19 protein-coding genes are annotated in these 25,390 nt (G+C 74.0%); 5 read left to right on the top strand and 14 right to left on the bottom strand.

Annotation, left to right across the window (positions count from 1 at the left end; translation table 11 throughout):
* The first annotated feature begins 56 nt into the window (after positions 1–56).
* Positions 57–1,016 (top strand): endolytic transglycosylase MltG, encoded by a 960-nt coding sequence (mltG, locus tag B446_RS05745; RefSeq protein ID WP_078614644.1) that lies wholly within the window; start codon positions 57–59, stop codon positions 1,014–1,016.
* Positions 1,017–1,028: 12 nt separating this feature from the next.
* On the opposite strand, the gene B446_RS05740 is transcribed toward mltG, so the two are convergent.
* The 4 genes from B446_RS05740 to B446_RS05725 all read right to left on the bottom strand — a co-directional run bounded on the left by B446_RS05740 (position 1,029) and on the right by B446_RS05725 (position 4,564).
* Entirely contained in the window at positions 1,029–2,123 is a 1,095-nt protein-coding gene (locus B446_RS05740; protein WP_043474844.1) for an NAD(P)-binding domain-containing protein, read from the bottom strand.
* A 252-nt stretch (positions 2,124–2,375) separates the two neighbouring features.
* Positions 2,376–2,789 carry a hypothetical protein gene (locus B446_RS05735; protein ID WP_020938470.1) on the bottom strand — a complete coding sequence of 138 codons (414 nt, stop codon included), beginning with the start codon at positions 2,787–2,789 and terminating at the stop codon, positions 2,376–2,378.
* Positions 2,790–3,035: 246 nt separating this feature from the next.
* Positions 3,036–3,779 (bottom strand): response regulator, encoded by a 744-nt coding sequence (locus B446_RS05730; protein WP_020938469.1) that lies wholly within the window; start codon positions 3,777–3,779, stop codon positions 3,036–3,038.
* Between the two features lie 128 nt (positions 3,780–3,907).
* On the bottom strand, positions 3,908–4,564 hold the full coding sequence (locus B446_RS05725) for a CBS domain-containing protein (RefSeq protein WP_020938468.1): 657 nt from the start codon (positions 4,562–4,564) through the stop codon (positions 3,908–3,910).
* A gap of 217 nt (positions 4,565–4,781) precedes the next feature.
* Here B446_RS05725 and B446_RS05720 point away from each other — a divergent pair, with 217 nt between their 5' ends.
* Positions 4,782–5,687 carry a universal stress protein gene (locus B446_RS05720; protein ID WP_020938467.1) on the top strand — a complete coding sequence of 302 codons (906 nt, stop codon included), beginning with the start codon at positions 4,782–4,784 and terminating at the stop codon, positions 5,685–5,687.
* 40 nt (positions 5,688–5,727) lie between these two features.
* Complete coding sequence (locus B446_RS36030) at positions 5,728–6,207, top strand: CBS domain-containing protein (protein WP_020938466.1); 480 nt, start codon at positions 5,728–5,730, stop codon at positions 6,205–6,207.
* 35 nt (positions 6,208–6,242) lie between these two features.
* On the opposite strand, the gene B446_RS05710 is transcribed toward B446_RS36030, so the two are convergent.
* Entirely contained in the window at positions 6,243–6,896 is a 654-nt protein-coding gene (locus tag B446_RS05710) for a CBS domain-containing protein (protein ID WP_020938465.1), read from the bottom strand.
* Positions 6,897–6,937: 41 nt separating this feature from the next.
* The gene (locus B446_RS05705; RefSeq protein ID WP_043474838.1) at positions 6,938–7,264 is read right to left on the bottom strand and encodes a hypothetical protein; all 327 of its coding nucleotides are present in this window, start codon (positions 7,262–7,264) and stop codon (positions 6,938–6,940) included.
* Positions 7,265–7,710: 446 nt separating this feature from the next.
* On the opposite strand from B446_RS05705, the gene B446_RS05700 reads away from it, so the two are divergent.
* Positions 7,711–8,394 carry a GNAT family N-acetyltransferase gene (locus tag B446_RS05700; RefSeq protein ID WP_020938463.1) on the top strand — a complete coding sequence of 228 codons (684 nt, stop codon included), beginning with the start codon at positions 7,711–7,713 and terminating at the stop codon, positions 8,392–8,394.
* 76 nt (positions 8,395–8,470) lie between these two features.
* Here B446_RS05700 and B446_RS05695 read toward each other — a convergent pair whose 3' ends face one another.
* From B446_RS05695 to B446_RS36855, 3 genes are all read right to left on the bottom strand, one after another.
* On the bottom strand, positions 8,471–8,872 hold the full coding sequence (locus B446_RS05695; RefSeq protein WP_020938462.1) for a hypothetical protein: 402 nt from the start codon (positions 8,870–8,872) through the stop codon (positions 8,471–8,473).
* A 42-nt stretch (positions 8,873–8,914) separates the two neighbouring features.
* On the bottom strand, positions 8,915–11,020 hold the full coding sequence (locus B446_RS05690; RefSeq protein ID WP_020938461.1) for a competence protein CoiA family protein: 2,106 nt from the start codon (positions 11,018–11,020) through the stop codon (positions 8,915–8,917).
* A gap of 140 nt (positions 11,021–11,160) precedes the next feature.
* On the bottom strand, positions 11,161–11,622 hold the full coding sequence (locus B446_RS36855; RefSeq protein WP_078614643.1) for a DUF3761 domain-containing protein: 462 nt from the start codon (positions 11,620–11,622) through the stop codon (positions 11,161–11,163).
* 399 nt (positions 11,623–12,021) lie between these two features.
* On the opposite strand from B446_RS36855, the gene B446_RS05680 reads away from it, so the two are divergent.
* Positions 12,022–12,444, top strand: coding sequence for a secondary thiamine-phosphate synthase enzyme YjbQ (locus B446_RS05680; protein WP_020938459.1), 423 nt, complete (start codon positions 12,022–12,024; stop codon positions 12,442–12,444).
* An 88-nt stretch (positions 12,445–12,532) separates the two neighbouring features.
* On the opposite strand, the gene B446_RS05675 is transcribed toward B446_RS05680, so the two are convergent.
* Genes B446_RS05675 through B446_RS05655 form a run of 5 tightly spaced genes read right to left on the bottom strand, consistent with a single transcriptional unit; the run spans position 12,533 to position 25,214 of the window.
* The gene (locus B446_RS05675; RefSeq protein ID WP_020938458.1) at positions 12,533–14,467 is read right to left on the bottom strand and encodes a hypothetical protein; all 1,935 of its coding nucleotides are present in this window, start codon (positions 14,465–14,467) and stop codon (positions 12,533–12,535) included.
* On the bottom strand, positions 14,464–18,138 hold the full coding sequence (locus B446_RS05670) for a vWA domain-containing protein (RefSeq protein WP_020938457.1): 3,675 nt from the start codon (positions 18,136–18,138) through the stop codon (positions 14,464–14,466). Before B446_RS05670 ends, B446_RS05675 begins: the two co-directional genes overlap by 4 nt.
* 5 nt (positions 18,139–18,143) lie before the next feature.
* Complete coding sequence (locus tag B446_RS05665; protein WP_020938456.1) at positions 18,144–19,313, bottom strand: ATP-binding protein; 1,170 nt, start codon at positions 19,311–19,313, stop codon at positions 18,144–18,146.
* Positions 19,314–19,362: 49 nt separating this feature from the next.
* Positions 19,363–24,354 (bottom strand): hypothetical protein, encoded by a 4,992-nt coding sequence (locus B446_RS05660; RefSeq protein WP_106960662.1) that lies wholly within the window; start codon positions 24,352–24,354, stop codon positions 19,363–19,365.
* A 5-nt stretch (positions 24,355–24,359) separates the two neighbouring features.
* Positions 24,360–25,214, bottom strand: coding sequence for a DUF4132 domain-containing protein (locus B446_RS05655; protein ID WP_020938455.1), 855 nt, complete (start codon positions 25,212–25,214; stop codon positions 24,360–24,362).
* Between the last annotated feature and the right edge of the window lie 176 nt (positions 25,215–25,390).

The following is a 25,390-nucleotide window of genomic DNA, read 5'->3' as shown; positions in this document are numbered from 1 at the left end:
GCCGACAAGCTGACGATATGTCGGGATTGTGACCATACGCGTATTACCGTGCCCGCATGCAGATGAACACTCCGCGACGGAGCACGATGCGACTGACGCGCCGGGGCAGGCTCCTTCTCCTCGTGACCGGCGCCGCCCTGGCCGGCACCGCCGTGGCGGTGCCACTGCTGACCCTGCGTGGCGGGCACCACGTGGAGGCGAAGCCGCGCACCCTGCTCATTCCCGAGGGCTGGCGCGCGAGCCAGGTGTACGACGCCGTCGACAAGGCCCTCGGACTGGCACCCGGCAGCACCCGCAAGTCCCTCGGCAAAGCCGCCCTGAAGCTGCCGATCGAAGCCGGCGGCAACCCCGAGGGGTACCTCTTCCCGGCGACCTACACCGTGCCGAAGGGCTCGACCCCCGAGTCGCTGCTGCGGACCATGGTCGACACCGCCAACCAGCGCTACAACAGCGCGCCGGCCGCCGCCGGAGCACAGCGCGGGACGACCGACGTGTACCAGGCCGTCACCATCGCCAGCATCGTCCAGGCGGAGGCCGGCAACAGCACCGACATGGGGAAGGTCGCCCGGGTCGTCCTCAACCGGCTGCAGCAGGGCATGCCGCTCCAGATGGACTCCACCATCAACTACGCGCTCAACCGCAACACCGTGCACACCACCGAGGCCGACACCCGCATGGAGAGCCCGTACAACTCCTACCAGCGCATGGGGCTGCCGCCCACACCCATCGACAACCCCGGCGAGCAGGCGATGCGGGCCGCGCTCAACCCGCCGGCCGGTGACTGGCTGTACTTCGTCACCGTCGGGCCCGGCGACACCCGCTTCACCGCCGACTACTCCGAGCACCTGCGCAACGTGGCGGAGTTCAACGCCCGCCACCAGGCATCGACCGCTCAGCCCCGGCCGCAGCAGACCGGCGGCGGCGCGCAGCCCTCGGCCACCCAGTCACCGGCCACCCAGCCCCAGGCCACCCAGCCCCAGACCACCCGGCCCCCGGTCACCCAGCCGCCCCGCTGAACCGGCCGGACGTCAAGCGACGGCCGGCTCGGCGGGTTCCTCGGCCAGCAGCCGCCGGATGTCCCGTACCGCGGCGCGCCCGGCCCGGTTCGCGCCGATCGTGCTGGCCGACGGCCCGTACCCGACGAGGTGGACGCGCGGGTCGGCGACCGCGCGGGTTCCCTCCACCCGGATCCCGCCGCCCGGTTCACGCAGCCTGAGCGGCCTGAGGTGATCCAGGGCGGCCCGGAAACCGGTGGCCCACAGGATGACGTCGGCGCCGACGCGCCGGGTGTCCGGGCCGTCGCCCCACTCCACGCCGTCCGGGGCGATCCGGTCGAACATCGGCTGCCGGTCCAGGACCCCGTCGGCCAGCCCCCGCCTGACCGCGTCGTTGAGCGGCAGCCCGGTGACGGAGACCACACTCCTCGGAGGCAGGCCGAGGCGTACCCGTTCCTCCACCAGAGCGACCGCCGCCCGGCCGGTCTCCTGGTCGAACGGGCCCTCGCGGAAGACCGGGGGCCGCCGGGTGACCCAGGTGGTGGCGGCCGCGTACGGGGCGATCTCGAGCAGGTGCTGGGTGCCGGACGCCCCGCCACCGACGACCACGACCCGCTGCCCGGCGAACTCCTCGGGCCCGGCGTACTGCGCCGTGTGCAACTGCCGCCCGCGGAAGGAGCGCTGACCGGGATAGCGCGGCCAGAAGGGGCGGTCCCAGGTCCCGGTCGCGTTGATCAGCGCGCGGGTGGACCAGTCGCCGTCCGACGTCCGCACCAGCAGCCGCCCGTCGTCACCCTCCCGTACGGCACGTACGTCGACGGGCCGCCGCACGCGCAGGTCGAAGGCGCGCTCGTAGCGGTCGAAGTACGCGCCGATGACCTCCGCCGAGGGCCGGTCCGCGGCCGCGTCCGTCAACTCCATACCGGGCAGCGCGTGCATCCCGTGCACCTTGCCGTACGTCAGCGAGGGCCAGCGGAACTGCCAGGCACCGCCGGGCCCGGGGGAGTGGTCCAGGACCACGAAGTCGCGGTCCGGTCCGAAACCGGTGCGCCGCAGATGGTAGGCGCTGGACAGACCGGCCTGGCCGGCCCCGATGACGACCACCTCGACCTCGCGCAATTCGTTCACGCTTCTACGAACAGTGAGGCGCAGCGGGATCTTCCTCCATCCTCGGAAGCCGGCACGCTGATCGAGGGTGCCCCCCTTCCGAGGACCGAGACATGCCCCTCACTGTGCCGCACATCGTGAGCGATGCCCTGCCAGGGGCCAATGGTCCCCGCGGAGGGCCTGCCGGCCCTTCGCCGGCAGGGGCCGGATCAGTGCCCGGAGACACGGAGCGCGCCGTGTTCGACCAGCGTTCCGGCGGGTACGAGCCGGGTGTCAGCAGGGCCTGCGGCGCAGGCTCCGCAGGAAGAGCGGCACCGACAGCAGGAGCAGGATTCCTTCGACGGCCAGGCTGGTCAGCCCGAGCGGTTCCGTCCAGTTGCCGATGTCGTCGCTGTAGTGGGGCAGCCCCGGCCCCCTGGAAAGGATGTAGCCCAGCAGCGGGCCGACGGCGACCGCGGCTGCCAGGGCCCATCCCGGTCGGACGAGGCCGATGAGGAGCAGAACGGCAGCGACGACGCCCGCGATCTCCAGGACGTGGTAGGCGACTCCGATGTAGTGGGGGTCCCTCGTCGTCACGACGCCGCCTTGGTCCACGACGTGGATGGCGGCCACCGCCAGGCACAGCAGGGCGCCCGCCCACCTGGCCGACCAGGCAGCCTCCGGCGCTGTCGTGGCGTGGTGTGACATACGGAGGTGCCCTCGCTCTTCGTCAGCGGCGCGTGTGTGGCGCTTCTGTCAGGTCCCAGCCTCAGCGGACGGCTGCTCGCCGTCACCTTCGGCGGCGCGGACGAGTGACACTCCACTGCGGCCCCGATGAGTTGTGCGGCACGGGTGGGTCCCCGGGGTGAGTCCGTCCACTGGCCGACCTGCACGGTGGGGCCGTGACCGTGCAGGACGCGGAGCGCGCAGCTGAATGCCGCCGCCGTCACCGGATCACCGGGCGAGGTGGTTCCCGGCGCGGGGCGAATCGCGCAGGCCGACGTCCCGCTGGTCGCCGGGATTCTGCTCGTCGAGGTGGGAGGCGAGGACGGCCGCCTGGACCCGGCGCTGCACCCCGAGCTTCGTCAGCAGCCGGGAGATGTGATTCTTCACGGTCTTTTCCGACAGGTAGAGTCGCTTGCCGATCTCGCGGTTGGTCAGGCCGTCGCCGATCAGCGTCAGGATGTCCCGTTCCCGGGGAGACAGATCCGCCAGTTCGGTCGGCACGGAAGGGGCCCGGGCCGGTTCCGCGCGCAGGGAACGCATGAGCCGGGCGGTCGTCGCCGGGTCCAGCATGGACTGCCCCGAGGCCACGGTGCGCACGGCGGACACCAGGTCCGAGCCCTTGATCTGCTTCAGCACGTATCCGGACGCGCCGGCCATGATGGCGTCGAGGAGGGCTTCCTCGTCGTCGAACGAGGTGAGCATCAGGCACGCCAGCTCCGGCATGCGGTCGCGCAGCTCCCGGCAGACCGAGATGCCGTCGCCGTCGGGCAGCCGGACGTCGAGGACGGCCACGTGGGGGCGCAGGGCGGGGCCCCGGACCAGCGCGTGCGCCGCGGTGTCCGCGTCGCCGACCACGGTGATGTCGGGTTCGGTGTCGAGGAGCTCGGCGAGACCACGTCGTACGACCTCGTGATCGTCGAGCAGGAAGACCCGGATCGGCTCCTGCTCGCTGTAGGTGCGCATCCCGGCCATGGTGGCTCCACGCTTCGTGGACGAGGGCGGACTGCCCACTGCTCCAGGGGCCGATTGTCGCCGGTCGCCGTCGGGCGCACCAGGGCCGACCGGCCCCCGATCCCCGTGCGGTTGGACATCGCCGCCGGTCACCGCGCAGCGGTGCGGTGAGCGAGGTCGAACTGCACGTCGACCACCCCTTCGACGGCTCTGATCAGGCGGGCCGCGACGGGGACGAGGGCGGTGTCGGCGAGTCGGCCGGTGAGTGTCACGACCCCGTCCTGTACGTCCACGTGGACGGCCGACGACGGCGGTGGGAAGAGGTGCGAGGCGATCTCGCGCCGCACCTCCTCGGCGATGTCCTCGTCGTCGCGCAGGAAGACCTTGAGGAGATCGGCCCGGCTGACGAGACCGGCCAGCAGCCCCGCGTCGTCCACCACGGGCAGCCTCTTGACTCCCTCGTGCGCCATGATGCGCGCGGCCTCGGCGAGGGCGGCGCCGCCCCGGACCGTGACGGCGGGGGACGACATGAGGTCGCCGGCCGTGAGAGCGGCGGCCTTCGCCACGTCGACGGGCTGTCGCAGCTGGAGGTGGCCCGCGTCGGGGTCGTCGCGCAGCTCCTCCTTGGGCAGCAGGTCGGCCTCCGACACCACGCCGACCACCCTGCCCTCACCCTCGATCACGGGCAGGGCACTGACCTGCCAGTCCTGCATCAGCTGCACGATTTCTTTGAACGGAGCACGGCAGCCGACCGCTGCGACCGTCTGGGTCATCACGTCGCTGACGATGTAGGGGGTCGCGCACATGGTGACTCCGCAAAGGCTTCGATGAGGTGTCCGGCCTCTTCCAGAGTGCGCCGGGGGGAAGCAGCGGTGCCAGGGCCGTCCGGTCCTCCGGCGCCCCGAGCGGCTATCCGGCCGCACAGGGTCGGTCGGACCCCCGATGGGGCCGTGTGGCCCCTGATCCCCGCCGCACCACGACGCCACGCTGGTGTCGGAACCCTTGCCGTGGGAGGTGGAGGTCATGTCCCGCACCGTCACCGTAGGTGTCGACGACTCGCCCGAGAGCCGGGCCGCAGCCGAGTGGGCGGCGCGAGAGGCGCTCCTGCGCAGTTTGCCCCTCAAGATCGTGTACGTCTCGGAGCCGACTCCCAGGTTCGTGGCGCGGACACCCCTGCTGGATCCCGGCACCTACCGGCAGTGGGCGGAGCAGGTGACGAGCGAGTGCGCGGACGGCATCCGGCTTCGTCACCCGGGCATCGAGGTGTCCACCGAGCAACTGACCGGGACGCCCGCCGACCTGCTGTGCGAGGCGGCGGGCTTCGCCGATCTGCTGGTACTGGGGTCGCGGGCGCTCGGGCGGCTGGAGGGATTCATGGTGGGCTCGGTGAGTCTGGGCGTGGTCGCCCGCGCCGAGCGGCCGGTGGTTCTGGTACGGGCGGGGGAGCAGGCCGCCGACGAACACAAGAACGATCCGGCGGGTATCCCGTCCGCCGCGGCACCCTTCCGGCCCGTGGTCCTGGGGCTCGACATCGACCAGGCGGACGACACCTTGCTGGAGTTCGCCTTCGACGCCGCCGCGCGGCGCGAAGCCTCCCTGCGGGTCGTGCACGCCTGGCCCGAGCCGCCGACCTCCTTCTACCGTTTCGCCGGCGACGCCGATCTCTACGACTCGCTCGGACGTGGGCAGGCCGCGCTCCTGGGCAAGGTGCTGCGTCCCTGGCGGCAGAAGTTCCCGGACGTCGAGGTCATGGAGGCGAGCCGGTGCGGCAGTGCCGCGCAGGTTCTCGTCAACGACTCCCGTGACGCCTCCCTGGTGGTCGTCGGCCGGCGCATCCGCACCAGGACGTTCGGTGCCCGAATCGGTCATGTCGCCCACTCCGCCCTGCACCACATCGCCGCTCCCGTCGCGATCGTGGCGCACAGCTGACCTCCGCTCCGCAGACGTGCCGGTTGCGCCCAGGCCGCGCTTGGGCGCCCACTCCCTCGAAGCGGGCCCGCGACGACTCGCCGCCATCGCCGCCGTCCTTGCCGACCTGCCTCTGGCCGGGCTCGTCCACGTCGACGACGACGGACGTGTCCTCGGCCTGGTCTCCGAGGCCGACCTGCCGCCCAAGGAAGCGTTCGGCGAGGACGGCCGGGTCCTGCACGGGCGGGAGGGGAGCTTCGCCGACGCCCACAGGGCGGACGCGGTCACCGCGGGAGACCTGATGACCACTCCGGCCATGACGGTGGCGCCCGACGTCAGCCTCGCCCGCGCTGCGCGCATCAAGGCGCGCGACAGGGTCAAGCGACCGCCGGTCGTCGACCGCACCGGGTTCCCGCTCGCCGTCCGCCTCGCGCGGGCTGTGCCCGGTGTAGTGGACGTGCGCTGTGAGCTGTCGCGGCCGCCTCTGCGTCCGGACTCCGACCCCCACCGGTCCGGCGGACAGAGGCCGGCCCCAGCCTGACGGCCCGAGGGGACGGGGAGGGGGGAGCAGAGCCGTCATGCCACGTCGGCCGCGGTGAGTCGGCAGTCCACGCCCACGACACCCTCCACGCCTCGGACCGATCGCGCAGCCAACGGGATCCGGGCCGGGTCCCCGACGCGTCCGGTGAGGGTCACGATTCCGTCGGTGACCCTGATGTGTATGGGCTCGACGGGAGCCGGGAAGAGGACGTCGACGATGTCGCGGCGGATCTCGTCGGCGAGGTCGTTGTCCGGGCGAAGGAAGACCTTCAGCAGGTCGCCACGGCTGACCACACCTTCGAGGACTCCCTCGGAGCTCACCACGGGCAGCCGTTTGACGTGCCGCAGCGCCATGATGCGCGCCGCCTCGGCGAGCGTCGCGTCCGCGTGGACGGTGACGGCCGGCGTACTCATCAGCTCCTCGGCACGGACCGCCCCGGCCTTGGCGAGGTCGGGCAGCCGGCGCATGTGGGTGAGCCTGTCAGGATCGCTGTCCCGGAACTCCTCCTTGGGGAGCAGATCGGCTTCGGAGACCACCCCGATCACCCGGCCGTCACCCTCCAGCACGGGAAGAGCACTGACCTTCCACCGCTCCATGCGCTCGACGATGTCCTTGAACAGGGCGTTGCGGCCCACCGCCACGGTGGCCCGCGTCATGACGTCGTCCACCCGGTGCGGGCTGCTTTCCATGGTCTTCTCCTCTTCACCGGTCGGCCGGAGTGTCCGGGCGGTCACGTCAGGCTGCCGCTGCCGTACGGGGCGTAGAGGTCGAGCAGTCGCACGCGCGAGGCGTGCAGCCGCTGAGCGACCACACGGCCCACCCACACCGCTGTCGCCCGGCCGAACCCGGCGTCGGCGGCGCAGACGGCGGGGCGGCGGCCGGGCACGTGCTGGTCGAGGGCGACGGTGCCGGTGCGCACGATCCAGAAGCGATCGGCCCGGTGACCCTCCTCGAACAAGCGGGCGCCGGCGTCGAAGGAGATCTCACGGGCGAGGCGCATCAGCCGCTCGCGATGTACGGGCTCAAGAGCCGTGGTGACAGTGGTGGCGGAAGTCATCGCACCTGCTCCCTTCACGGGCTGCCGATCCAAGCGTGCGCGCCCCCGGGCACCCGCACCAACGGGCCGTACGGACCGGGGTCGGGGCTTTTCGGCCCCTGTGACCGAGTCGATCAGCGCAGCCGGCGTAGACACGGGTCGTGGGGACGGCGCGGTACGAGCATGCCCTAGCGTCGGCAGACGTCGATCAGAGCCGTGGACCGGTGGGCACTCGGACAGGTCTCGGCATGGACGCCGCGCCGTGGCAGGCGAACAGGAAGCCGGTCACCAGGCGGAACGCGGCCTGCACGACCGAACGCACGGTGCGTGACGTGACAGTCGGCGAGAAGTTCATGGGGGTTAATCCTCAGGCCGGGGGAGCCTGGCGGCGGTCAGGCCCACTTCATGGACATGACACTTCACGTGTAGCCCTGCTCTCAGCCGCTACCCCATGCTCTAATCGCCGGATGACGAAGATCGACTCAGAGCTGATACGACGTTGGCTGAACGGCTGGACCGTGGCACGCTCCCTGCCCGCGGCCGAGCCGGTCGAGTCCGCCGGGGACGGCCTGCGGTCCACGTGCAACCAACCCGGCCGCGAGGTCGAGGTGTTCGCGCTGCGTGCGGACGAGGATCCCGAGTCCTTGGCACGGCTGGCGGCGGCCGTCGCCCTCGCAGGGAAGACCACCTGGCTCACGGTTCCCACGCTGCGCCCCGGCACCGTCGAAGCCGTCGTCGGCGCCGCCGGACTGGAGGTACTCCACCGGTCCGAGTGGCTCATGACGACCGATCTGACCGAGCACCCGCAGCACGAGCCCGCCGCACCCTACGCGCGGGAGGTCCGCACCGAGGGTCCCGTCACGGTCGTCTCCCTCCATGACCCCTCCGGAGAAGTGGCCGCGCGCGGCACCATCGCCGTGGTCGGCGCCGACGCGATCGCCGATCGCATCGAGACCGACGCGGCGCACCGGCGACGCGGCCTGGGCCGCGCCGTGATGAGCGCTCTGGCGGAGGCCGCGGTGGCCCAGGGCGCCCGTACCGGTCTTCTCATCGCCAGTGAGGAAGGCCAGCGCCTTTACACCCCCCTCGGCTGGCGTCACGAAGCCGACGTCCTGATCGCCCGGGGGCCGGTGATTCCCGCCACCCGGTAGGCGTGGCCCTCGCGGGACGATCCGTCCTGGCGCACGACGCACTGTTACGGCACCCATCGGGCAGAGATGTGGGGGATCAGCCCAGGTAGAAGCCCTCGTCCTCCTCGTTTGGCTGCAGCGGTGCGAACTGCCGCAGTTCCCCGCCCCGGATCATCCACATGCGGAAGAACCCCTCCTCCTGATCCATGACCAGGAGCTGCACCTGGTTCGGCTCACGCCACGGCATCTCGAACACACGCTGCTTGAGGGCGTCGAGGTCGGCATGGTTCAAAGCACCCGCCCACACCTCGCACTCGGGGTGCTTCCAGCCGCCCCATTGGTTGCTCTCAGGACTGGTGAGCAGCTTCAAGAAGCCGACCCCGTGGACGTCGGGCCGAGCACGACGGGGGGCATCCGTCCGCAGCCACTCGCTGAGCGTCTCCACGGTTGCACTGTCGGCCGCGTCGACCGAAATCATCACGTTCGCCACCCAGCTCATAGCGATCGTTGTACAGCAGCAGCCAGCTTCCCTGCACGACTTTCAGTGTGGGCTCCACATCCGGTGCAGCTCCTGCACGTCGGCGGACCACTGCGCCGGCAGGCCGGCCTCCACGTGCACGGGCCGGTCCAGATAGTCCAGGATCTGCGGATAGAACGGGTGCATGCGAGAGTCGTCGTCGGTGACCAGGGCGGAGAGCGGGGGCTCGTCCTCCGCCGTGGCGCGTTCCGCCTGGACGAGAGCTTCCACTTGGTCCTCGGGGTGGAGGTCGCGCAGACTCTCACCCACCTCGGTGCACAGCGCCGCCCACGCAACGGTGGATCCGGCTCGGGCGTATGACTCGAGAACAAGGCGCATCCGGTCTCCGAGGCGCTCGAGGGCGTCCAAGGTGAGGCGTCCCGAGCGCCTGGCCAATTCGTCTCGCCAACGGCCCAGTTCGGTGATCTCGTCGGAGGTGAGGTAGCGGTCCAGCCTGTCCGCTTCCGCTTCGGCGTCGTCGACCAGGTGACGCAGTGCGGCAAGTGGCAACGTCTCGCCTTCATCCCTGAGGCTTTGCAGCAGGAGACCCAGATGATGGCCCGAGACGGTGCGTTCCTTGGTCCACCTCGACAACACGTCGTACTCGGCCGCTGCTTCACCTCTGATCGCTGCTCCGACGGTGGGGTTGTCCCGGAGCATGGTGAGATAGCGCGCCGTCTGCCGAACCGCGTCCCAGTTGCCCGCCTCCCGCGCATCGCGGCTTTGGTCCAGTAGAGCGTCCAGGGCCGCCCTGGCCTCCTTCTCGGCCCCGGACAACTTCACCGACGGCCGCTGCTTCTGATGTGCTGTCGGCGTCTTCTGGGGTGCCGGTGTCCGTGTCGCAGGCTCGGGCGTCGACGAAGCCGCCGGACCGGACGGGGAGGCGGGGGCAGGCGGGGAGTCCGGGACAGGTGATGCCGCAGGTGACGGAGCAGCCCGGTCGGCGACGGCTCGTGAGGTCCTGGGAGACGGAAGGGCGGCCGCCACCTTGGCCGTCGCTGAGCCGGGAGGACGAAGGCCAGGCCACAACTCCTGCGCGGTGCCTTCCAGTCGGGCGATACCCTGGGCCGTGATGACGCACGTGCCGGCCTGCTCGTCGCTGTGGCCGGGCACGGGCGGCAGGAGCGTCGCGGGGCCGAGCAGCACCCACAGTTGGTCGTGGTCCGGAACGGCCGCTCCTGCGGGCAGTGATATGCGTGCCGGCGCCGTCGCGAACCCGGTGGACTGGACGACCGCGTCGTAGAGGCACCGCTCGTCGTGGGCCTGATTGACAGGGACAGCGCCAGTGAACGCCACCGTCCCCGGCACCAGTTGGAACGCGACCGGTCGAACGTGCTCAGGCGGCACAGGGGGCGTAGTGGCTGGAGGGGCTGCAGCCGGCGACGTCGGGGCCGGTGCGGGACGTGGGCTGCGCACCTGGATGCCGTCGTCCGTCTCCTCCAGGGACGGGGTGACGATCTTCCCGTCGGCAAGACGGCAGTGGTCCAGCGTCGTCCACTCGATGGTGTGCCCGGGGACCTGCGTTCCGATCTGCACCTCGCGGGTGCTTCCGGACGTACGGCACTGCACCCGGAGCGCGTAGCCCGCGGCGTCGACCTCGTTGTGGGCGAGCATGCTGTCGGGACCGTAGACCCAGTCAGCCTTGCCACGGGTTCGCCGGTTCGGGTTCTTCCGGGCGGCGAGCCAGGATTTCCACTCCATGCGGTCCAACTGGACGCGCACGACACGGCGGTCCCGGTCGAAGGAGATGGTGATGCAGCCGCCGGAGCCGGCGTCGAACAGGTCGTAGGTGACGGTGACGTCAAGCTGTCCTTGCTGCTGAAGCCACCGCTTGAAAGCCTGCCCGATGTAGAGGTGGTCCGCGCTGGACTCGTTGTTCGCGGTACGTCGGCACCGCACGGGAGGGTGGTGTGCGAAGTGGCACTTCTTACTGGTGCAGCGCTTGGCCGACAGCCTCTTGCCGCAGCCGCCGAGCAATGAGCCGCAGTAGAACTCCCGGTCCGGGTACCGGGAGACGAAATCCGGGAACTCGCCGTGGTCGAAGGGCAGGAAGACGGGTTCGTCCGATCCGGGATGACCGACCACGGCGGTCTGCACCTTACGGGTGTCGTCATCCTCGAACGGCTGCATCGGGCGGGTCACTTTCAGGAAAGGGCAGGGGGCCGGGGGCTGCTGTGATCCGGGGCCTGACGGGGCAGCCGTACCCGCCTGCTGTGACGGCGCGGCCGGCTGCGCTCACGACTCGGTCGGCCGTGCCACGCGTGCGTCTCCTAGCTGAAGAAGACGGCAACACCGCCGTGGTGCGAGCAGGCGCCCTGGTGATGGGCGGCATAGCTGTACGTGCCGTCGTTGCACAGGGCGGTGGCCCCGGCCGGGTGGGACGTTCCGCCCCCCGAGCCGGAGGAGCCGCTCGCCGAGGAGTTGCTGCCACCGCTGCCGGAGGAACCCGAACTCGCATGGTGTGTCGCCGTTGCCGCGGGCTTGACCGTTCTGGTTACGGTCACCGTGGGGTGCGGCTTGGCCGCTTTGGTTACGGTCACCGTGGGAGCCGGCGCGGCCGTCTGCGTCGCGGTCGCGGTCGTGGTCGCCGTGACCGTGACTTCGGGGCGCGGGGTGGCGCTGGAACTGGCCTGGCTGGATCCCGTACTCGCGATCGTGGCACCGATGACGAACAGCGTGAACCCGCCGGCCCACACACGCTTGCGCTTGTGCAACGGGCGGATGTCAGGCATGGGTACGGGCTCCGGCGGGCGGACGGACCACGGCGGACCGGGCTGGTTCTGACTCACGTGGTGACCCCCCACTGCGCAACTTCGGACGCCTCATGGCCCGATCAGTTGAACACTTTACAAATTTTCCCTGCAGTGCACACATACCCGTTACATAATCGCGATGACCCGCTTGCCCCCAAGCGGACCGTAACGGTGTCTCAACGTCTCCACGTGGACGGTGTTGTCGTCGACGAGGAGGTGCCCGGTGAGTGGGACGGGTGGCCACGGGTGGTGGCGCTTCAGGCGACGACGTGCCGGCCTCGTCCCACGGAGCGAAACACTCCGATCGGTGGCCTGCAAGTCGGCGTTCATGGCCGCGCCGTCAGGTGTGAGGACCGGCGCATGGGTCAGGATGGGGGCATGTCAGATGCCTTCACCACTCGGATGCTGAACGTCGCCACCGGTTCCCGGGAGCGGGTCGTCGACCTGACCTCGGAGTGCGAGGACTTCCTGCGCGAGGCGGCGGCGGGCCGCGACGGCCTGCTGAACATCTTCGTGCCCCACGCGACCGCCGGTATCGCCGTCATCGAGACGGGCGCCGGCAGCGACGACGACCTCCTGGCCGCCCTGCACACCCTGCTCCCGGCGGACGACCGCTGGCAGCACCGGCACGGCAGCCAGGGCCACGGCCGTGACCACGTCCTCCCCGCCATCGTCCCGCCGCACGCGACCCTCCCGGTCGTCGGCGGCCACCTGGAACTGGGCACCTGGCAGTCCGTGTGCCTCGTCGACACCAACCGGGACAACCCCGACCGCAAGGTGCGGCTGAGCTTCCTGGGCTGAGGCGGGCCGGCTCCACGGCCCGCGCGGCTCGGGCTCCACTACGTATGGAGCGAGTGGTGGCGTCTCCGGAAGCCTGGTACGCCTGCCCTCAGCCGCTCGCCGTGCCCGAACCCCAGGCCGCGGCGCACAGCGCGCGGTCCAACTCGCCGGTGTAGCGGGCCGCGGCGAGCCAGGCCCGCGCGAACCGGCCGGGGTCGGCCGGCAGCAGCCGGCCGAACACGTCGCGGTCCCGTTCTGCCGCGGCCGCGTGGAGTTCGCCCAGGAGGTCACCCGCCGTCGCCAGACCGTGCCGACCCAGCCGACGGGCGTCGGCCCCCGCGTTTCCGGGGAAGGACAGCACCAGCCGGCCGCCCGACACCGCCTGATGCACCCGCCGGCGCAGCAGGTGCACCGGAGCCTCCCCGGCTGTGGGCACGGTGACCGGAGCGGCCGACGTGACGGGCGCGGCGGGCAGGTCGGCGTGCTGCAGCCGGTCGAGCCCGAGGTCGACACGGGTGCCGGGAACGCTGGGGTGCTCGGCCGCCAGCAGCAGCGCCCGGGGGTACGGGGCCGGGACCAGACGGGCCACGATCCGGAGCCTGCTGCCCCCGGCGGCGGCCAGCAGACGGAGGTTGTCGCGGTGGGGAAGCGCCGGATGGTCGTGGGCGGCGACCAGTCGCAACGGCACGCCCTCGCAGTCGGCCAGCAGACAGTCGCCCGCCGCCTCCCGGACCGTGCCCCCGAGGGTCACCTCGAGGAAGAGCAGGTCGTGGCCGCCGCTCAGGGCGCGGGCCACCTGCCCGGCGGGCGGCGCTGCCCAGAGCTGGTCCAAGGGGTCGGCGCGCCAATCCGCACCGGACGCGCGGACCGCCCGTACCCCGGCACCCGCGCCGAGCCGGCCCGTCGGGGACACCGTCGCCCCCGACACCGCCAGTCCCGCACGCGACAGTTCACGGTGCGTCAGCGACGTGTCGCCCACGCGCACGGCCCGGTCGGCCGCGCCCACCGCACGTCCCGCGCCGCCGGGTGCCACGTCCGGCACCTGGAACAGACGGCCCTTGGCGTCGGCGGTCCAGGTGACCGCGCCCGCGTATCCGCTCGCCGTCAGCACCGGCTCGGAGAAGAGGCCGTACAGCCGAAGAGAGCCGTCCGGGCGGTACGACTGCCTTACGCTGCCGCGCAGTTCGGCCAGCTCGGCGCCCACGGCGTGCGGGACGCGGTGGGCCGCCGACAGGACCTCGCACAGCGCGGCGACGAGATCGGCGAGGCGGTACGCCGGGTCGGCGGAACGGGCCGCGCGGAGTGCGGTGACCACCGAGACGGCCGTGGCCGCGGATCTGGGGAGTCCCGCGAGCCGGGCGGTGTGCGCGGCGCGCAGCAGCTCCGCCTGGAGCACGGCGCCGGAACCGTCGGTACCGGCTTCCAGGACGGCGGCCGCGGCGTCGTGCACGGCGCGGGCGGCGGCACACTGCTCGGCGGTCGCCCGCTCGTCGGTCGCCCGCTCGGGCTCCGCCGTCCCGGCCGCCGCCACGGTGACCGCCGGTCCGTTTGATGCGGCCTTCGCTTCCGTGGCCGAGTCCGGGTTCGGGTTCGGGTTCGGAGCAGACTCCGCGCCCGTCGCCGAGCCCGCGCCCGGCGCCGCGTGGGTCTCGCAGTCGCGGTCCGCGCCCGGAGCCGTGTCGGCGTCGGAGTGCCGGTCCGTTCCCGGAGCCGGGTCCGTTTCACGGTCCAGGTCCGCGATCGGGGCCGCCGAAGCGGCCGCGGCGCGGTGCAGGCAGTCCGGGGCCAGCAGGCAGCCGCAGCGGACCGCGTCCGCGCTGCTCACCCTGCCGCCGGGCGCGTGCAGTTCGACGTCGATGGTGTCGTCGACGGCGATCCGCACCGTGTCGCCGTCGCGGACGGCCGGGCGGTCCGCCAGCTTGGCGACGCCCGCGTCGAGCCGCTTGCGCAGCCGGGGCGAGAGGGCCGCGACCAGTTCGGCGGTCACGGACGGGTCGACCGGGGGAAGAACCCCGCTCGGCGGGTCCTGGCTCGGGCTGCTCATGCGATCTTCTCCCCTACCCAGCGGGCGAGTTCGAGTGGGCTGAGGGCCGCCACCGGCATGCCCGCCGCGACCAGTTGCGCCGCCACCCCGGTGGAGTACCTGGGGCGTCCGGAGTCGTCCAGGCTCGCGCACCCGAGGAGCCGGCAGCCGGCGCCGGCCAAGGCGCGGACCTCGGCGAGCAGACCGCCGACGGGATAGCCCTCCTCGAAGTCGCTGACGACCACGACGAGCGTCCGCGAGGGCACCGTGACCAGTTCCCGTGCGTGCCGCAGACCGGCGGCGATGTGGGTGCCACCGCCGACGCTGACCTCCAGCAGCAGCGACAGCGGGTCCTCCACGTGGTCGGTCAGGTCGACGACCTCGGTGGAGAACGCCAGGAAGTGCGTCGACAGCGTGGGCACACCGGCCAGCACCGCGGCCGTGATCGCCGACCAGATCGTGGACGCCTCCATGGATCCGGAGACGTCGGTGACCAGGATCAGCCGCCAGTCGGCCGCCTTGCGGGCCCGCGCGCGGAAGACGGGGCGCTCGGGAATGACCTGGACCGTGCCGTCCGGGGCGCGGCGGGCGGTCGCCAGGTTCGCCCGCAGGGTGCGGGGCAGGTCGAGGCCGCCGCCCGGCCGGCGGCTCGGGCGCGCCAGGGCGGTGCCGTGCAGTGCCGGACGCAGCCGGGTGGCCAGCTCTCGGGTCAGCGCGTCGACCACGCGCCGGACGAGCGGGCGCAGCGTGGCCAGCCGGGCCTCCGGCAGCCCGCCCGCGTGCCGCAGCACCGAGCGGAGCAGGTCGACGGAAGGCCGTACGGAGTCCGGGTCCAGCTCCGCGAAGACGTCCGGCCGGCCCGTGGCGGCGGCCGCCGCCAGCACCTCCTCGCGAACGTCAGGTCCGAACAGGGCCGCCAGTTCCTCCGACCATTCGCGCACCCCGGGATACGGCGCCTCCCGGCCGCCACCGCCGCGGCCCCCGCCGGTGAGGTCGCCCCGGCTGCCCTCGCCGCGCCCGGCGCCGTACAGCTCGTCCAGGGCCGTCGCCAACGGCCTTGCGGAGGAGGGAAGTTGCTCGGTGCGGCGGCCGAGCACGAGGCGCCAGCGGTCGGCGGGTCCGAGCCGGTGGCCGGGGTCGTCCGCCGGGCCGGCCGCGTCGGGTGGCGCGGCACCCGGCCGCCCCGGCGCCGGCAGCAGCCCCCAGGAGGCGAGGGCGTCCCGGGCCGCGAGGTCGGCTCGGGTCCAGGTGGCCAGTGCGACGGGGTCGACGTCGCCGGTGTCGACCGACCGGCGCGCGTCCAGGCGCTCCTCGACGGTGGACAGGAGCCGGTCGCGGGCGGCCGGGCTCAGGGTGTCGAAACCGCCCCGCAGAGCGGGCAGCCGGTCCAGGAAGTCCCGGTCGGACAGGCCGGACACCCGGGCGAGCAGCGGTTCGAGCGCGGGCGCCGCCGACTCCAGCAACTGCCCGGCTGCGGTCAGCACTCCCGTGAGCCGGGCGGTGAGCGCCGACCGGGAGGCGGCGTCGCCGGCGCCGTCCACCCAGGACGCCACCCGGTCACCGAAACCGCGCGCATCCTCGTGCCCGAGCAGCACGCGTACGGCTCCGGCCGCGCCGCGCATCAGCGGGGAACCGCCGTCGGCCAGCCGGGCCAGCGCGTCGGCGAGCCGGATGCCGCCCAGCGCGTCGGCCCGGTGGGCGAGTTCGAGCAGGGCGTGGGCGTCGACGGGGTCCTCGGATCCTGTGAGGCCGTCGACCTGGCGCACCGCGGCGGTGGTCAGCAGCTCGGCCACGGCCGCCGCCCGTGCGTCATGGCCCGCGTCGGCCGACAGACCCGGCACATGACCGGCCCGCAAGCGGTCCGACAGGGCGAGTCCGGCGAGCAGTTCGGGCAGGGTGCCGGAGCCCGGCAGCAGGTCCGCCGCCTCCGCCAGCCGCTCGTCCGTCAGCACCGGCAGTCCGCACTCCGCTGCCTGTTCCAGACCGCGCAGCACCTGCGCCGCCGTGGGGCCGCCCTCGTCCCGCTCGGCGCGCCGCCGCTCCCGCAGCCGGCCCTCGGCGGCCTGCGCGGAGGTGACACCCCTTACGCCCGCCGCCGTGAGCATCGCCGCCGTGGCGGGCGTCCAGCGCACCTCCCAGCGGGACGTCAGCGCCTCGGCGCCGCCCGCGCCGACGACATCCTTGGGCTCCGCGTACGGCACCGCGCACACCGTCAGGCGGCGCAGCAGGAGTTCGCGGCGGCGGTCCAGGTCGGAGCGGAGCGGGTCGAGGCGCAGGTCGCGCGCGGCCTTGGCGCCCGAGTCCGCCGGGCCGGGCAGGCCCAGCTCGGCCAGCTCGGCCTCGACCGCGGGAGCGAGCCCGCTGCGCGGCGCCGACGGCGCAGGACGGCCGGCCCGGGTGCCGACGAGCACCCGCTCCATCGCCCGCGCGACGGCCCGTCCCCGCCCGTACGGCTCACCCTGCGCGAGCACCGTCTGCACGGCCTCGACCAGTTCACCCCGGCCTGCCGCGGGCAGCCCGCGCAGCCGGGCCAGATCACCGGCGAGCCGGGCGATCTCCCGCGCGTCCGCGGGCCCGGAGGGGTGGCCGAGGCCGCGCAGTTCCGCACACACCCTTACGGCAGCGTCGGTCAGCGCGTCCTCCAGCGCGGCCGGGTCACCGGCGGCCTCCAGCACCCGGTGCTGCCACTCGGGGTCGCGGATGCCCGCCGGGTAACCGGAGCGCTCGTCGAGCAGGGCGTAGGTGTAGGGGATGAGCGAGGTCGTCCAGGCCGGGGCGTTCCGGTCGGACACCGTGCCGCCGGTTCGTGTCCCGCCGTGGGCCGCTGTGCCGCCATGGGCCGGTGTCCCGTCGTGGGCCGGTGTCCTGCCGTCGGCCGGTGTCCCGCCGTGGGCCGGTGCCCCGCCGTCGGCCGGAGCCAGCAGCGCCGGCGCGTGGAAGGCACCGACCACCACGGCGGCCCGCTGTCCGTTCGCGGTGGTCGCCGCCAGGCACGACCGCATCCACGACTCCCGCCGCAGATCAAGCTCCGGGACCCCGCCCGAGTCCGCCGCGTCCCGGCGCAGCGCCCATCCGGTGAGCAGCGCGGCACGGCGCAGCGCCTCCGGCGGAGACCCCGGCGCGGTCGCCTCGACCAGCCGGTCCCACAGGTCGTCACCGGGACGGCCGCTCAGCCGCGCGCGCAGCGCGGAGGTCAGCCCGCCGGCGCGATCCGCCGGCGCGGGGGCCGCGTGCCCGGTGGGCGCGGGGCGGTCCGCGTGGTGCGGATCCCCCTGACCCTGGGCGTCCCCGTGGCCCCCTGCTTCCCCGGCCCCGCCCGCCTCCCCGCCCCACGCCCGGTCCGCCAGCGGCAGATCGCAGGCGACGACCGGCACGTCGTGGCGGGCCGCCCAGCGGACCGCGGCCAGCTCCGGGGAGAAGTCCGCGAACGGGTAGAACGCGGGGCCGCCGACCCCGTCGGTCGGCGCGGCGGCGAGGGCGACCGGCGCCCGGGTCTCCTCGTGCGCGAGCCACGGCAGCCAGTCCTGCAGCTCCGCGGGCAGTTCGACGAGCACGACGTCGGGCTTCGCCGCGTCCAGCAGTGCCGGGACGGCCGCGGCCAGGGACGGCGCGTGGTGCCGTACGCCGATGAGGTACGGCGCCGCCGGGTCGGTGAGGGCCGCGACGGCGGCCTCGGGGGAAGCGTGGGCCACGGCCGTCAGCCCTCCAGGACCGTGCGCAGGTCCCACAGGGTCCGCCAGGTGGCGGAGCCCTGCTCGGCGCGGCGCCGGACGGGACCGTCCCAGTAGCCGCGCAGCCGGGCCGCGTCGGCCGGGTCGTCCTTGCGCACGACACCGAGGAGATGCCCCGGAAGCAGCTCCAGGACGTCGCGGTCGCCCGGGAAGTACGCGGCGGCCAGGCCCAGCGCGCCCGCGACGGACACGGCCTCCGCGGTGCTCATCACCGTGGACGGCCGCTCCACCTCCCAGCCCTCCGCCGACCGGCCCTCGCGCAGGTCCCGGAACGCGGTGACCAGGGCCTCCAGCACGGTGTCGTCGACCCGGAAGGGCGCCCCGGCCCGCTCCACCGACGCCCGGGCCTGCCCGCGCACCAGCGCGGTCTCGGCGTCGAGGTCCCCGATGGGGCCGACGGTCTCGAAGTTGAAGCGCCGCTTGAGCGCGGCGGACATCTCCGAGACGCCACGGTCCCGCAGGTTGGCGGTGGCGATGAGGGTGAAACCGGGCGCCGCGTGCGCCAGCCCGTCCTCGGTGCCCGCCAGTTCGGGGACGGCGATGCGCCGCTCCGACAGCAGGGACACCAGGGAGTCCTGCACCTCGGGCAGGCAGCGGGTGACCTCCTCGACGCGGGCGACGGCGCCCCGGGACATCGCGGTGAGCACCGGCGACGGCACCAGCGCCTGCCTGCTGGGTCCCTGCGCGAGCAGCAGGGCGTAGTTCCAGCCGTACTTGAGCTGGTCCTCCGTCGTACCGGCCGTGCCCTGCACCACCAGTGCGCTGGTCCCGCACACCGCGGCCGACAGCAGCTCCGAGAGCATGGACTTGGCGGTGCCGGGCTCCCCGACGAGCAGCAGGCCGCGCTCACCGGCGAGCGTGACGACACACCGCTCCACCAGGGCCCGGTCGCCGACGAACTTGCCCGCCACCTCGAGCCGCCGCGGCACCCCGTCCGGCACCTCGGCGTCGTCGGGCAGCCGCAGCGCCCGTCCGCCGCTGCCCATGACGAAGGTGACGACGGCGCGTGGCGTGAGCCGCCAGGCGGGCGGCCGCGGGCCGCTGTCGTACGCGGCGAGGAAGGCGAGTTCGGTCGCGTACCGCTCCTCGGGCGGGACGATCTGGCGGGTCGCGTCGGGAACGAGGACGGCGGTCATCGGCGGATGCCCTTCGAGCGGGTGCGGACGGTGGTCGGGGAAGCGGGGCTCATCGGCGCCGCCCCCGGCGTGGCGCCCGCGTGGTCAGTTCCTCGTAGGCCGGGGCGTCACCGGCGCGGACGCGGTCCCAGGCGCGCGCGAACAGCTCCGGGACCGGCAGCAGGGGCAGGGTGGTCCGGTGGTCGGCCACCGGGTACAGCCCCTCCTTCCACGTCTCCACCGGCAGCGCGGGCGCCTTCAGGTCCCGCCAGCCGCACGGCAGGAAGAGGCTCCGCCCCGCGCGCGGCCGCTTGGCCTCCACGACCAGGCCGGACGCGGCCAGCTCCGTCCGCGCCCTCTTCGCCCGTGCGGGTTTCCAGCCGGTCCAGCGCGCCCGGTTGCGGTCCGTCGGATCGGGCAGCGCCAGCAGCTGCAGGTACAGCGCGGCCGCGTCCTCGCCCAGGCGGTGCGCCGACGCGACCTCGGTGACGAGGCCCGGCACGCTCACCGTGGGGTCCTGCGCGTACCCGGACGGGGCGTCGGTGTCGGCGCCGGCCCGCACGGTGCGGGCGAGTTCGTCGCCCAGGACCGTGCGCAGCATGCTCAGGCCCTGGCCGCGCCCCGGGCCGAGCAGCCCTTCGAGCAGCCCGAGGACGGCGTCGTCCGGGCCGGTGAGCGCGGCCGGGCGGATCAGGACCGTCTCGGTGTCGCGGTACCAGGGCCGCAGGACGATCGCGTCGCCCAGCCGGGTGAAGCCGTGCGCGTCGCCGCCGCCGGTCTCCGGGAGGCCGTAGGCCTTGCGCAGTTCGACGGCCGTCGAGCCGCCCTTCTCCGTCCACTCGACGTCCAGGTCGAGCAGCAGCTCCGGGTCGCCGGTCCGGCGGCGCAGCGCGGCGAGCGCCTCGGGCAGCCGGGCGCGCAGCGGGTGGCCGTAGGGCAGCACGTAGGCGAGTGCGGCCAGGGAGGTCACGGCGCTCGTGAGGTCGTGCCGCCCGGGGACCGCCTCCGGGTCCGCCCAGACGAGGCCGCCGTCGTGGCCGGGGCGCAGCACAGTGGTCCGGGCCAGCCACGGGGTGAGCACCGGGTTCAGCACGTCCTCGGAGTACCTGGCGCCCATGGCCGCGAGATCGGCGCCGACCTCCTCGGGCACCCGGACCAGCGAGCCGAGCCGCCGCGCCCATTCCCGGCCCGCGGCCGCGGTGTCCGGTCCGGTGGTCCACAAGGCGGCGGGGTCGGCCGGCAGCAGGGCGCCCATCAGGGCCGTGAGGTCTCCGGTCTCCAGGGCGGTCACCCGCGCCCGGGCCGACTCGGCCTGCCGGGCCTTGAGTCCGAGCAGCGCCAGGGCCTCGGCGTCGGGCGACTGCGGCAGCCCGGCCAGCAGCACGGTGGCCTGCTGCGGGCCGAGACCGCCGCCCGTGGCGGCCACCAGGGCCTCGGGCGCCTCGGCCCGCCAGGGCGCGGCGCCCTTGTCCCGGACCAGCCGGGCGAGGCCGGCGAGATCCTCGGCGGAGATCCCCGGCACGTACCGGCGTTCGCTCTGCGTCGTGAAGTGGGCGACCGCGCCGAACGTGCCCGTCGGATCGTGGTCGAGGGCCAGCCAGTTCACCCGGTTGTGCTGCCCGTCGACGCTCTCGGAGCCGAGGACGATCACCGTACGGCCGCCCCGGCGCAGCACCTGGCCGGTGCGCGGCTGTTCGTCGTGCGGCTCGCTCAGCACGATCTCGCGCAGGGTCCCGTCCGCCGCGGTGAGCGGCCCTTCCGCGATCGCCTCGCAGAGCAGGAGCAGCGGTTCGCGCCGGTCGTCGGGCAGGGCGGGCGAGGTGGCGCGCAGGGCGACGGCCCGCAGGACGCCCAGGACGGGCGGCCAGACCACGCCCTTGGCGGGGATGGTGTGTTCGTCGCTGACCCACCCGTCGCCCAGGGCGGCGAGCTTCGGCCGGTCGGGCAGCGGCTTGCCCTCGGCGGGCCTGCCGGACAGTACGTGGTTCGCCGCCCGTATCTGGCGCAGGACGCTCCAGCGCTCGCCGTACCACCAGCCGTGCAGGCCGACGATCCCGGACAGCGCCTGGTGCAGGGTGCGGTCGTCGCCGTGGCGCGGGCTGTAGTCGGCGAACATCTCGCGCGCCTCGGCGCCCGGCCCGCGGGAGCCCTCGGCGGCCGGCTTCGCGAAGGCCGCCGCCGACTGGACGACCCGCAGGGCCACGCGGACCAGGGAGGTGACGCCGGCGAGCAGCCGGCCGTCGGCGCAGCCGGGCAGGGCCCGGGTGACGGCGGCGAGCGCGACCTCGTCGGCCGGCGGCACGGCGGCCTTGGCGGCCTCGTCGTCACCGGCGCGGTCGAGCGCCTCCTGCCGTTCGGCCAGGGCCCGCGCCGTGAGCAGCAGCAGCTCGGCGGCCTGCTCGTCGCTCACCGCGCGCAGCGTCGCCGAGCCCCGCTCGTCCCGGGGGCGCAGCGCGTGCCAGAAGGCCAGCGGGGGCACCAGCCGGGTGCCGGCGGCGTACTCGCCGCCGCGCTCGGCCGGCGTGACGCGGCCCAGCTCGCCGCCCGCGGAGGTGTCGTCGGCGGCGAACAGCCCGACCTGGCGCATGATCTGCGCGGCGACCGGCTCGGCACCGGGCAGCCGCAGCGCCCCGAGCGGTACCGCGCCCGCCCGGCCGTCGTGCGAGGCCGGCATGGAGACGGTGCGTCCGTCGGGCGTCCCGGCGACCCTGCGGGCGCCCTCGCCCTCGCCCTCGCCGCGCACCCAGCGGCCCAGGACGTGGCCGTCGGTGCCGAACGGGCTGTGCTCCAGGCCGGGTTGCAGCGGCAGCACCTCGCAGCTGCCGGTCAGCAGGGAGGCGTCCTCGCGGATGCCGGAGCGCAGCAGCGCGGGCAGCGAGGCACGGCCGTGGGTACCGGTGGCCGGGTCGTACTCCAGCCACACCGTCTCCAGGCCCTGCCTGCCCTGGCGCCAGCAGGTGGTGCCGTCGCCGAGGACGGCGCGGCTCTGCGGCAGGACGGTGTCACCGGGGTGCAGGGCGCGGCCGCCGGTGGCACGGCCGCCGCCGGGCAGCGGGATCGAGGCGGTCTCGGCCTCGTGGCTGGACCACCAGCCGGGAAGCTGCTCGCCGCCGAGCTCGAACACCTCGGCGGGGCGAGCCGACCAGTAGCCGAACTGCTTGCTGCCCTGCCGCCACACCACCAGCAGCTCGCCGTCGACGTACCGGAACCGCGGGCGCTGCCAGCGGTCCGGCTCGTGCGGCAGCCGCAGGTCGTGCTCCAGCAGCACCTTCTCCGGACCCACGACGACGGCCTTGTGCCGGCGCACCAGGACCAGTGCGGGCCAGGCCTCGTGGATCGTCAGGGTGTTGTCCTCGCCCTTCCTGGTCTCGCCGTCGAGGAGGGCGAGCGCGTCGTCGAGGGCGGGCCAGCCCAGCTCGTCCATGATGCCCGCGCGCAGGGTGCGGCCGAGGAGCGGGGGGATCTGGTGCCCGGCGATGCGGGCGACCGCCTCCGGGTTGACGTCGAGGGCGACCTTCAGGAAGGGACGCAGCCGGCCCAGGGCGGCACCGGCGCCGGGCAGCGCGGCCGCACGGGTGTAACCGTCGGCGGCCCCGTCGAGCCACTCGCGCAGCACCCCGGAGAGAACGGGGTGGCCGGCCATGACCTTCAGCAGGTCGGCGCTGAGCCGGCCCTGGGACTCCGTGTCCACGGCCCGGTGCAGCAGCCGCCGCAGGCGCGGTTCGGCCGCGACGGCAGCCAGGTCACGGGCGCCGGTCCGGGTGTCCTTCAGCCAGTCGGCGAGCGGCAGGTGCACGTGGACGCCCGGGCCCGGCAGCGTCAGCGGGACGCCCTCGGCCGCGCACAGGTCGAGCAGGTCGAGGTCGGCCCCGGCGTGCCAGCGGCCGGTGAACAGGTCCACGGGCCGGCCGGCCGCCCTGAGGTGCGGGGCCATTCGCCCGACGAGCGCCAGGGTGGCGGGCGAGCGGCGCGAGTGGGACCCGCCGTGCTTGCGGAACGACGCCCATCTGCTCAGCCAGTCGGCGGGGTCGACGCCGTGCTCCCCGGCCGCGTCCGCGTCGGTCAGCAGCCGCTCGGCGCCGCACTCGGCGAGCACGGTCAGCCAGAACTCGTCGTCCTCGACGCCACGGCCGAGACCGGCGGGCATGATCTCCAGCAGCCGGGCGCGGACGGCCGGCCGCCGCTGGGCCAGCACCGGCAGGACCGGCCGGTAGGAGTTCCAGAAGGACGCGGGCGCCCGGACGGCGGCGGGAGAGGCGATCAGGTCGGCGACCAGGGCGCACTCCTCGGTGTCCCGGTCCAGGCCCGCCGCCTTGAGCAGCCCGCGCGCGTCCTGCGGCAGCGAGGCGTACGGCGGCATGCCGGCCGCGCAGCGCTCCACCGTGAGCTGCCGGAACTGCGCCCACGCGGCGACCGGGTCCAGGCGCCGGGCGAGGTCCTTCACGTGTTCCTTGAGGGCCTTGACCGTCAGTGCCCCGGCGAAGGCGAACTCCAGGAACACCGCCCGCTGCCGCTCTTCGTCCACGGTGAGCGCGTGCACCCGCTCGGCCTCGCGGGCCTTGCCGAAGAAGGCCGCTGCGTAGGTGGTGTTCTCGTGCTGGAGGAAGACCCGCGCGGCCTGCTCGTAGAAGGTGGGCAGGAAGTGCGGCACGGCCCGGCCGAGCCGCTCGGCGAGCGCCTCGAAGCCGTCCTTGGCGTGGCCGGGGCGTGACCTGGCCTGCCGGGCGAGCCGCTCGACGTCCTTGACCAGGGCGAGCGCGTGGTGCCCGTTCGCCGGATCGTTCACCAGCGCCCACGCCGGGAAGCCCAGCGTCTCCTTGCGCACCTGTCCGACCTCGGGCACCTCCGGCTCGCGGGCGAGGCCCAGGAACTCGAGCGCCAGGTCCTCGGCCTCACCGAGGGTGCCCGGGACCAGGCGCACCACCGGGCGGTCGTCCAGGGCGGGGTGGGTGTAGGTGCGCACGGTGAGGCCGTCGGCGTCCTCGCGCGCGGTGCTGCCCGGGGGCAGTATCGCGCCGGCGTCCAGCAGCGCGGCCGCGGTGGTCCCGTCGTACCCGGCGATGACCGTCATGCCGCACGCTCCTCGTCCTCGATGTCCCGCCCGGCGTACAGTGCCGCGGCCATGCGCATGCCCTCCGACCAGGCGACCGGGCCGACCTGACCGAGCCTCAGCGCGCGTCCGGCGGGGTCGGTCCACACCAGCGGGCCGGTCTCGGTCTCCTCGTAGCCGTCGTAGTCGCCGACCCAGACGCGGGCCTCGGTGCCGCGGCCGTCCTCCAGGACGGAGCAGACGGCGTGGCCGCCGCGCACGCGGTAGCCGAGCTGAGCGGCCCTGCCGTGGAGGAAACGCAGTTCCTTGTACGAGCCGCCCGCGTACTCCTCCACCTGGGTGCCCTCGGGGTCCAGTTGGGCGGGGCGCCGCCAGACCTCGCGGAAGAGCTGCCCGGCGCGCTGTTCGACGCCCAGCTCCACGGCGAACTCCCGCAGTTCCTCCAGGTCGTCGAGGAGGACCGGGTGGGGGACGCGGACCAGGCCGGGGGCGATGCGGACGGTGTCGCCGTCCAGGTCGACGAGGCCGAGGCCGCGCTCGGGGTCGGCGTCGCGCAGGAAGCCGGCCACCCGGCCGTCCTCGCCGGTGACGACCAGGTCGCGCAGGGCCGCCTGCCAGGCCGGGTCCGGCCAGACGCGGGCGACGACGGCGAGCGGCACCGGCAGCGAGCGGACCATCCACCGCTCCACGTCGGCCAGGCACTGCCGCTCGTGCCGCTCCAGCCACTCGGCGAGCTGCCGCAGGCCCACGACCGCCGGGTCGTCGGTGAGCTTGGCGGGCACGGACTTCAGCCGTCGTCCGGCCGCGTTGCGGCACACCACCTTCCCGCTGTCGAGGGCGACCTCGTAGTCACCGGCCGACACCCACCCCATACGTGCCTCCCCGCACCGCAATGATCAAGTGACGGGAACTGTAGGGCAGCCCACTGACAACGCCGCCCGGCCGTGGGGAGAGCGACGTGGGGGAGGGTGGGATCCGGTCGCGACCGGTCGCGGCAGGGCGCGTGCCGGGCTCGTCGACCACGCGGGCACGGTGGTGAGGTGTGCGA

Origin of the sequence: Streptomyces collinus Tu 365, assembly GCF_000444875.1 — a bacterium.
GTDB classification, from domain to species: Bacteria; Actinomycetota; Actinomycetes; order Streptomycetales; family Streptomycetaceae; genus Streptomyces; species Streptomyces collinus_A.
This window is presented reverse-complemented; position numbering and strand designations above follow the sequence as displayed.

What these genes read in the sequence shown, in the direction of transcription:
- B446_RS05655 (WP_020938455.1), bottom strand. Translation starts at nt 25,214, where the DNA reads ATGGGGTGGGTGTCGGCCGGTGACTACGAGGTCGCCCTCGACAGCGGG.
- B446_RS05710 (WP_020938465.1), bottom strand. Translation starts at nt 6,896, where the DNA reads ATGGAAAGCAGCCCGCACCGGGTGGACGACGTCATGACGCGGGCCACC.
- B446_RS05730 (WP_020938469.1), bottom strand. Translation starts at nt 3,779, where the DNA reads ATGGCCGGGATGCGCACCTACAGCGAGCAGGAGCCGATCCGGGTCTTC.
- B446_RS05725 (WP_020938468.1), bottom strand. Translation starts at nt 4,564, where the DNA reads ATGTGCGCGACCCCCTACATCGTCAGCGACGTGATGACCCAGACGGTC.
- B446_RS05695 (WP_020938462.1), bottom strand. Translation starts at nt 8,872, where the DNA reads ATGAGCTGGGTGGCGAACGTGATGATTTCGGTCGACGCGGCCGACAGT.
- mltG (WP_078614644.1), top strand. Translation starts at nt 57, where the DNA reads ATGCAGATGAACACTCCGCGACGGAGCACGATGCGACTGACGCGCCGG.
- B446_RS05700 (WP_020938463.1), top strand. Translation starts at nt 7,711, where the DNA reads ATGACGAAGATCGACTCAGAGCTGATACGACGTTGGCTGAACGGCTGG.
- B446_RS05665 (WP_020938456.1), bottom strand. Translation starts at nt 19,313, where the DNA reads ATGACCGCCGTCCTCGTTCCCGACGCGACCCGCCAGATCGTCCCGCCC.
- B446_RS05720 (WP_020938467.1), top strand. Translation starts at nt 4,782, where the DNA reads ATGTCCCGCACCGTCACCGTAGGTGTCGACGACTCGCCCGAGAGCCGG.
- B446_RS05705 (WP_043474838.1), bottom strand. Translation starts at nt 7,264, where the DNA reads ATGACTTCCGCCACCACTGTCACCACGGCTCTTGAGCCCGTACATCGC.
- B446_RS36855 (WP_078614643.1), bottom strand. Translation starts at nt 11,622, where the DNA reads ATGCCTGACATCCGCCCGTTGCACAAGCGCAAGCGTGTGTGGGCCGGC.
- B446_RS05690 (WP_020938461.1), bottom strand. Translation starts at nt 11,020, where the DNA reads ATGCAGCCGTTCGAGGATGACGACACCCGTAAGGTGCAGACCGCCGTG.
- B446_RS05735 (WP_020938470.1), bottom strand. Translation starts at nt 2,789, where the DNA reads ATGTCACACCACGCCACGACAGCGCCGGAGGCTGCCTGGTCGGCCAGG.
- B446_RS05675 (WP_020938458.1), bottom strand. Translation starts at nt 14,467, where the DNA reads ATGAGCAGCCCGAGCCAGGACCCGCCGAGCGGGGTTCTTCCCCCGGTC.
- B446_RS05680 (WP_020938459.1), top strand. Translation starts at nt 12,022, where the DNA reads ATGTCAGATGCCTTCACCACTCGGATGCTGAACGTCGCCACCGGTTCC.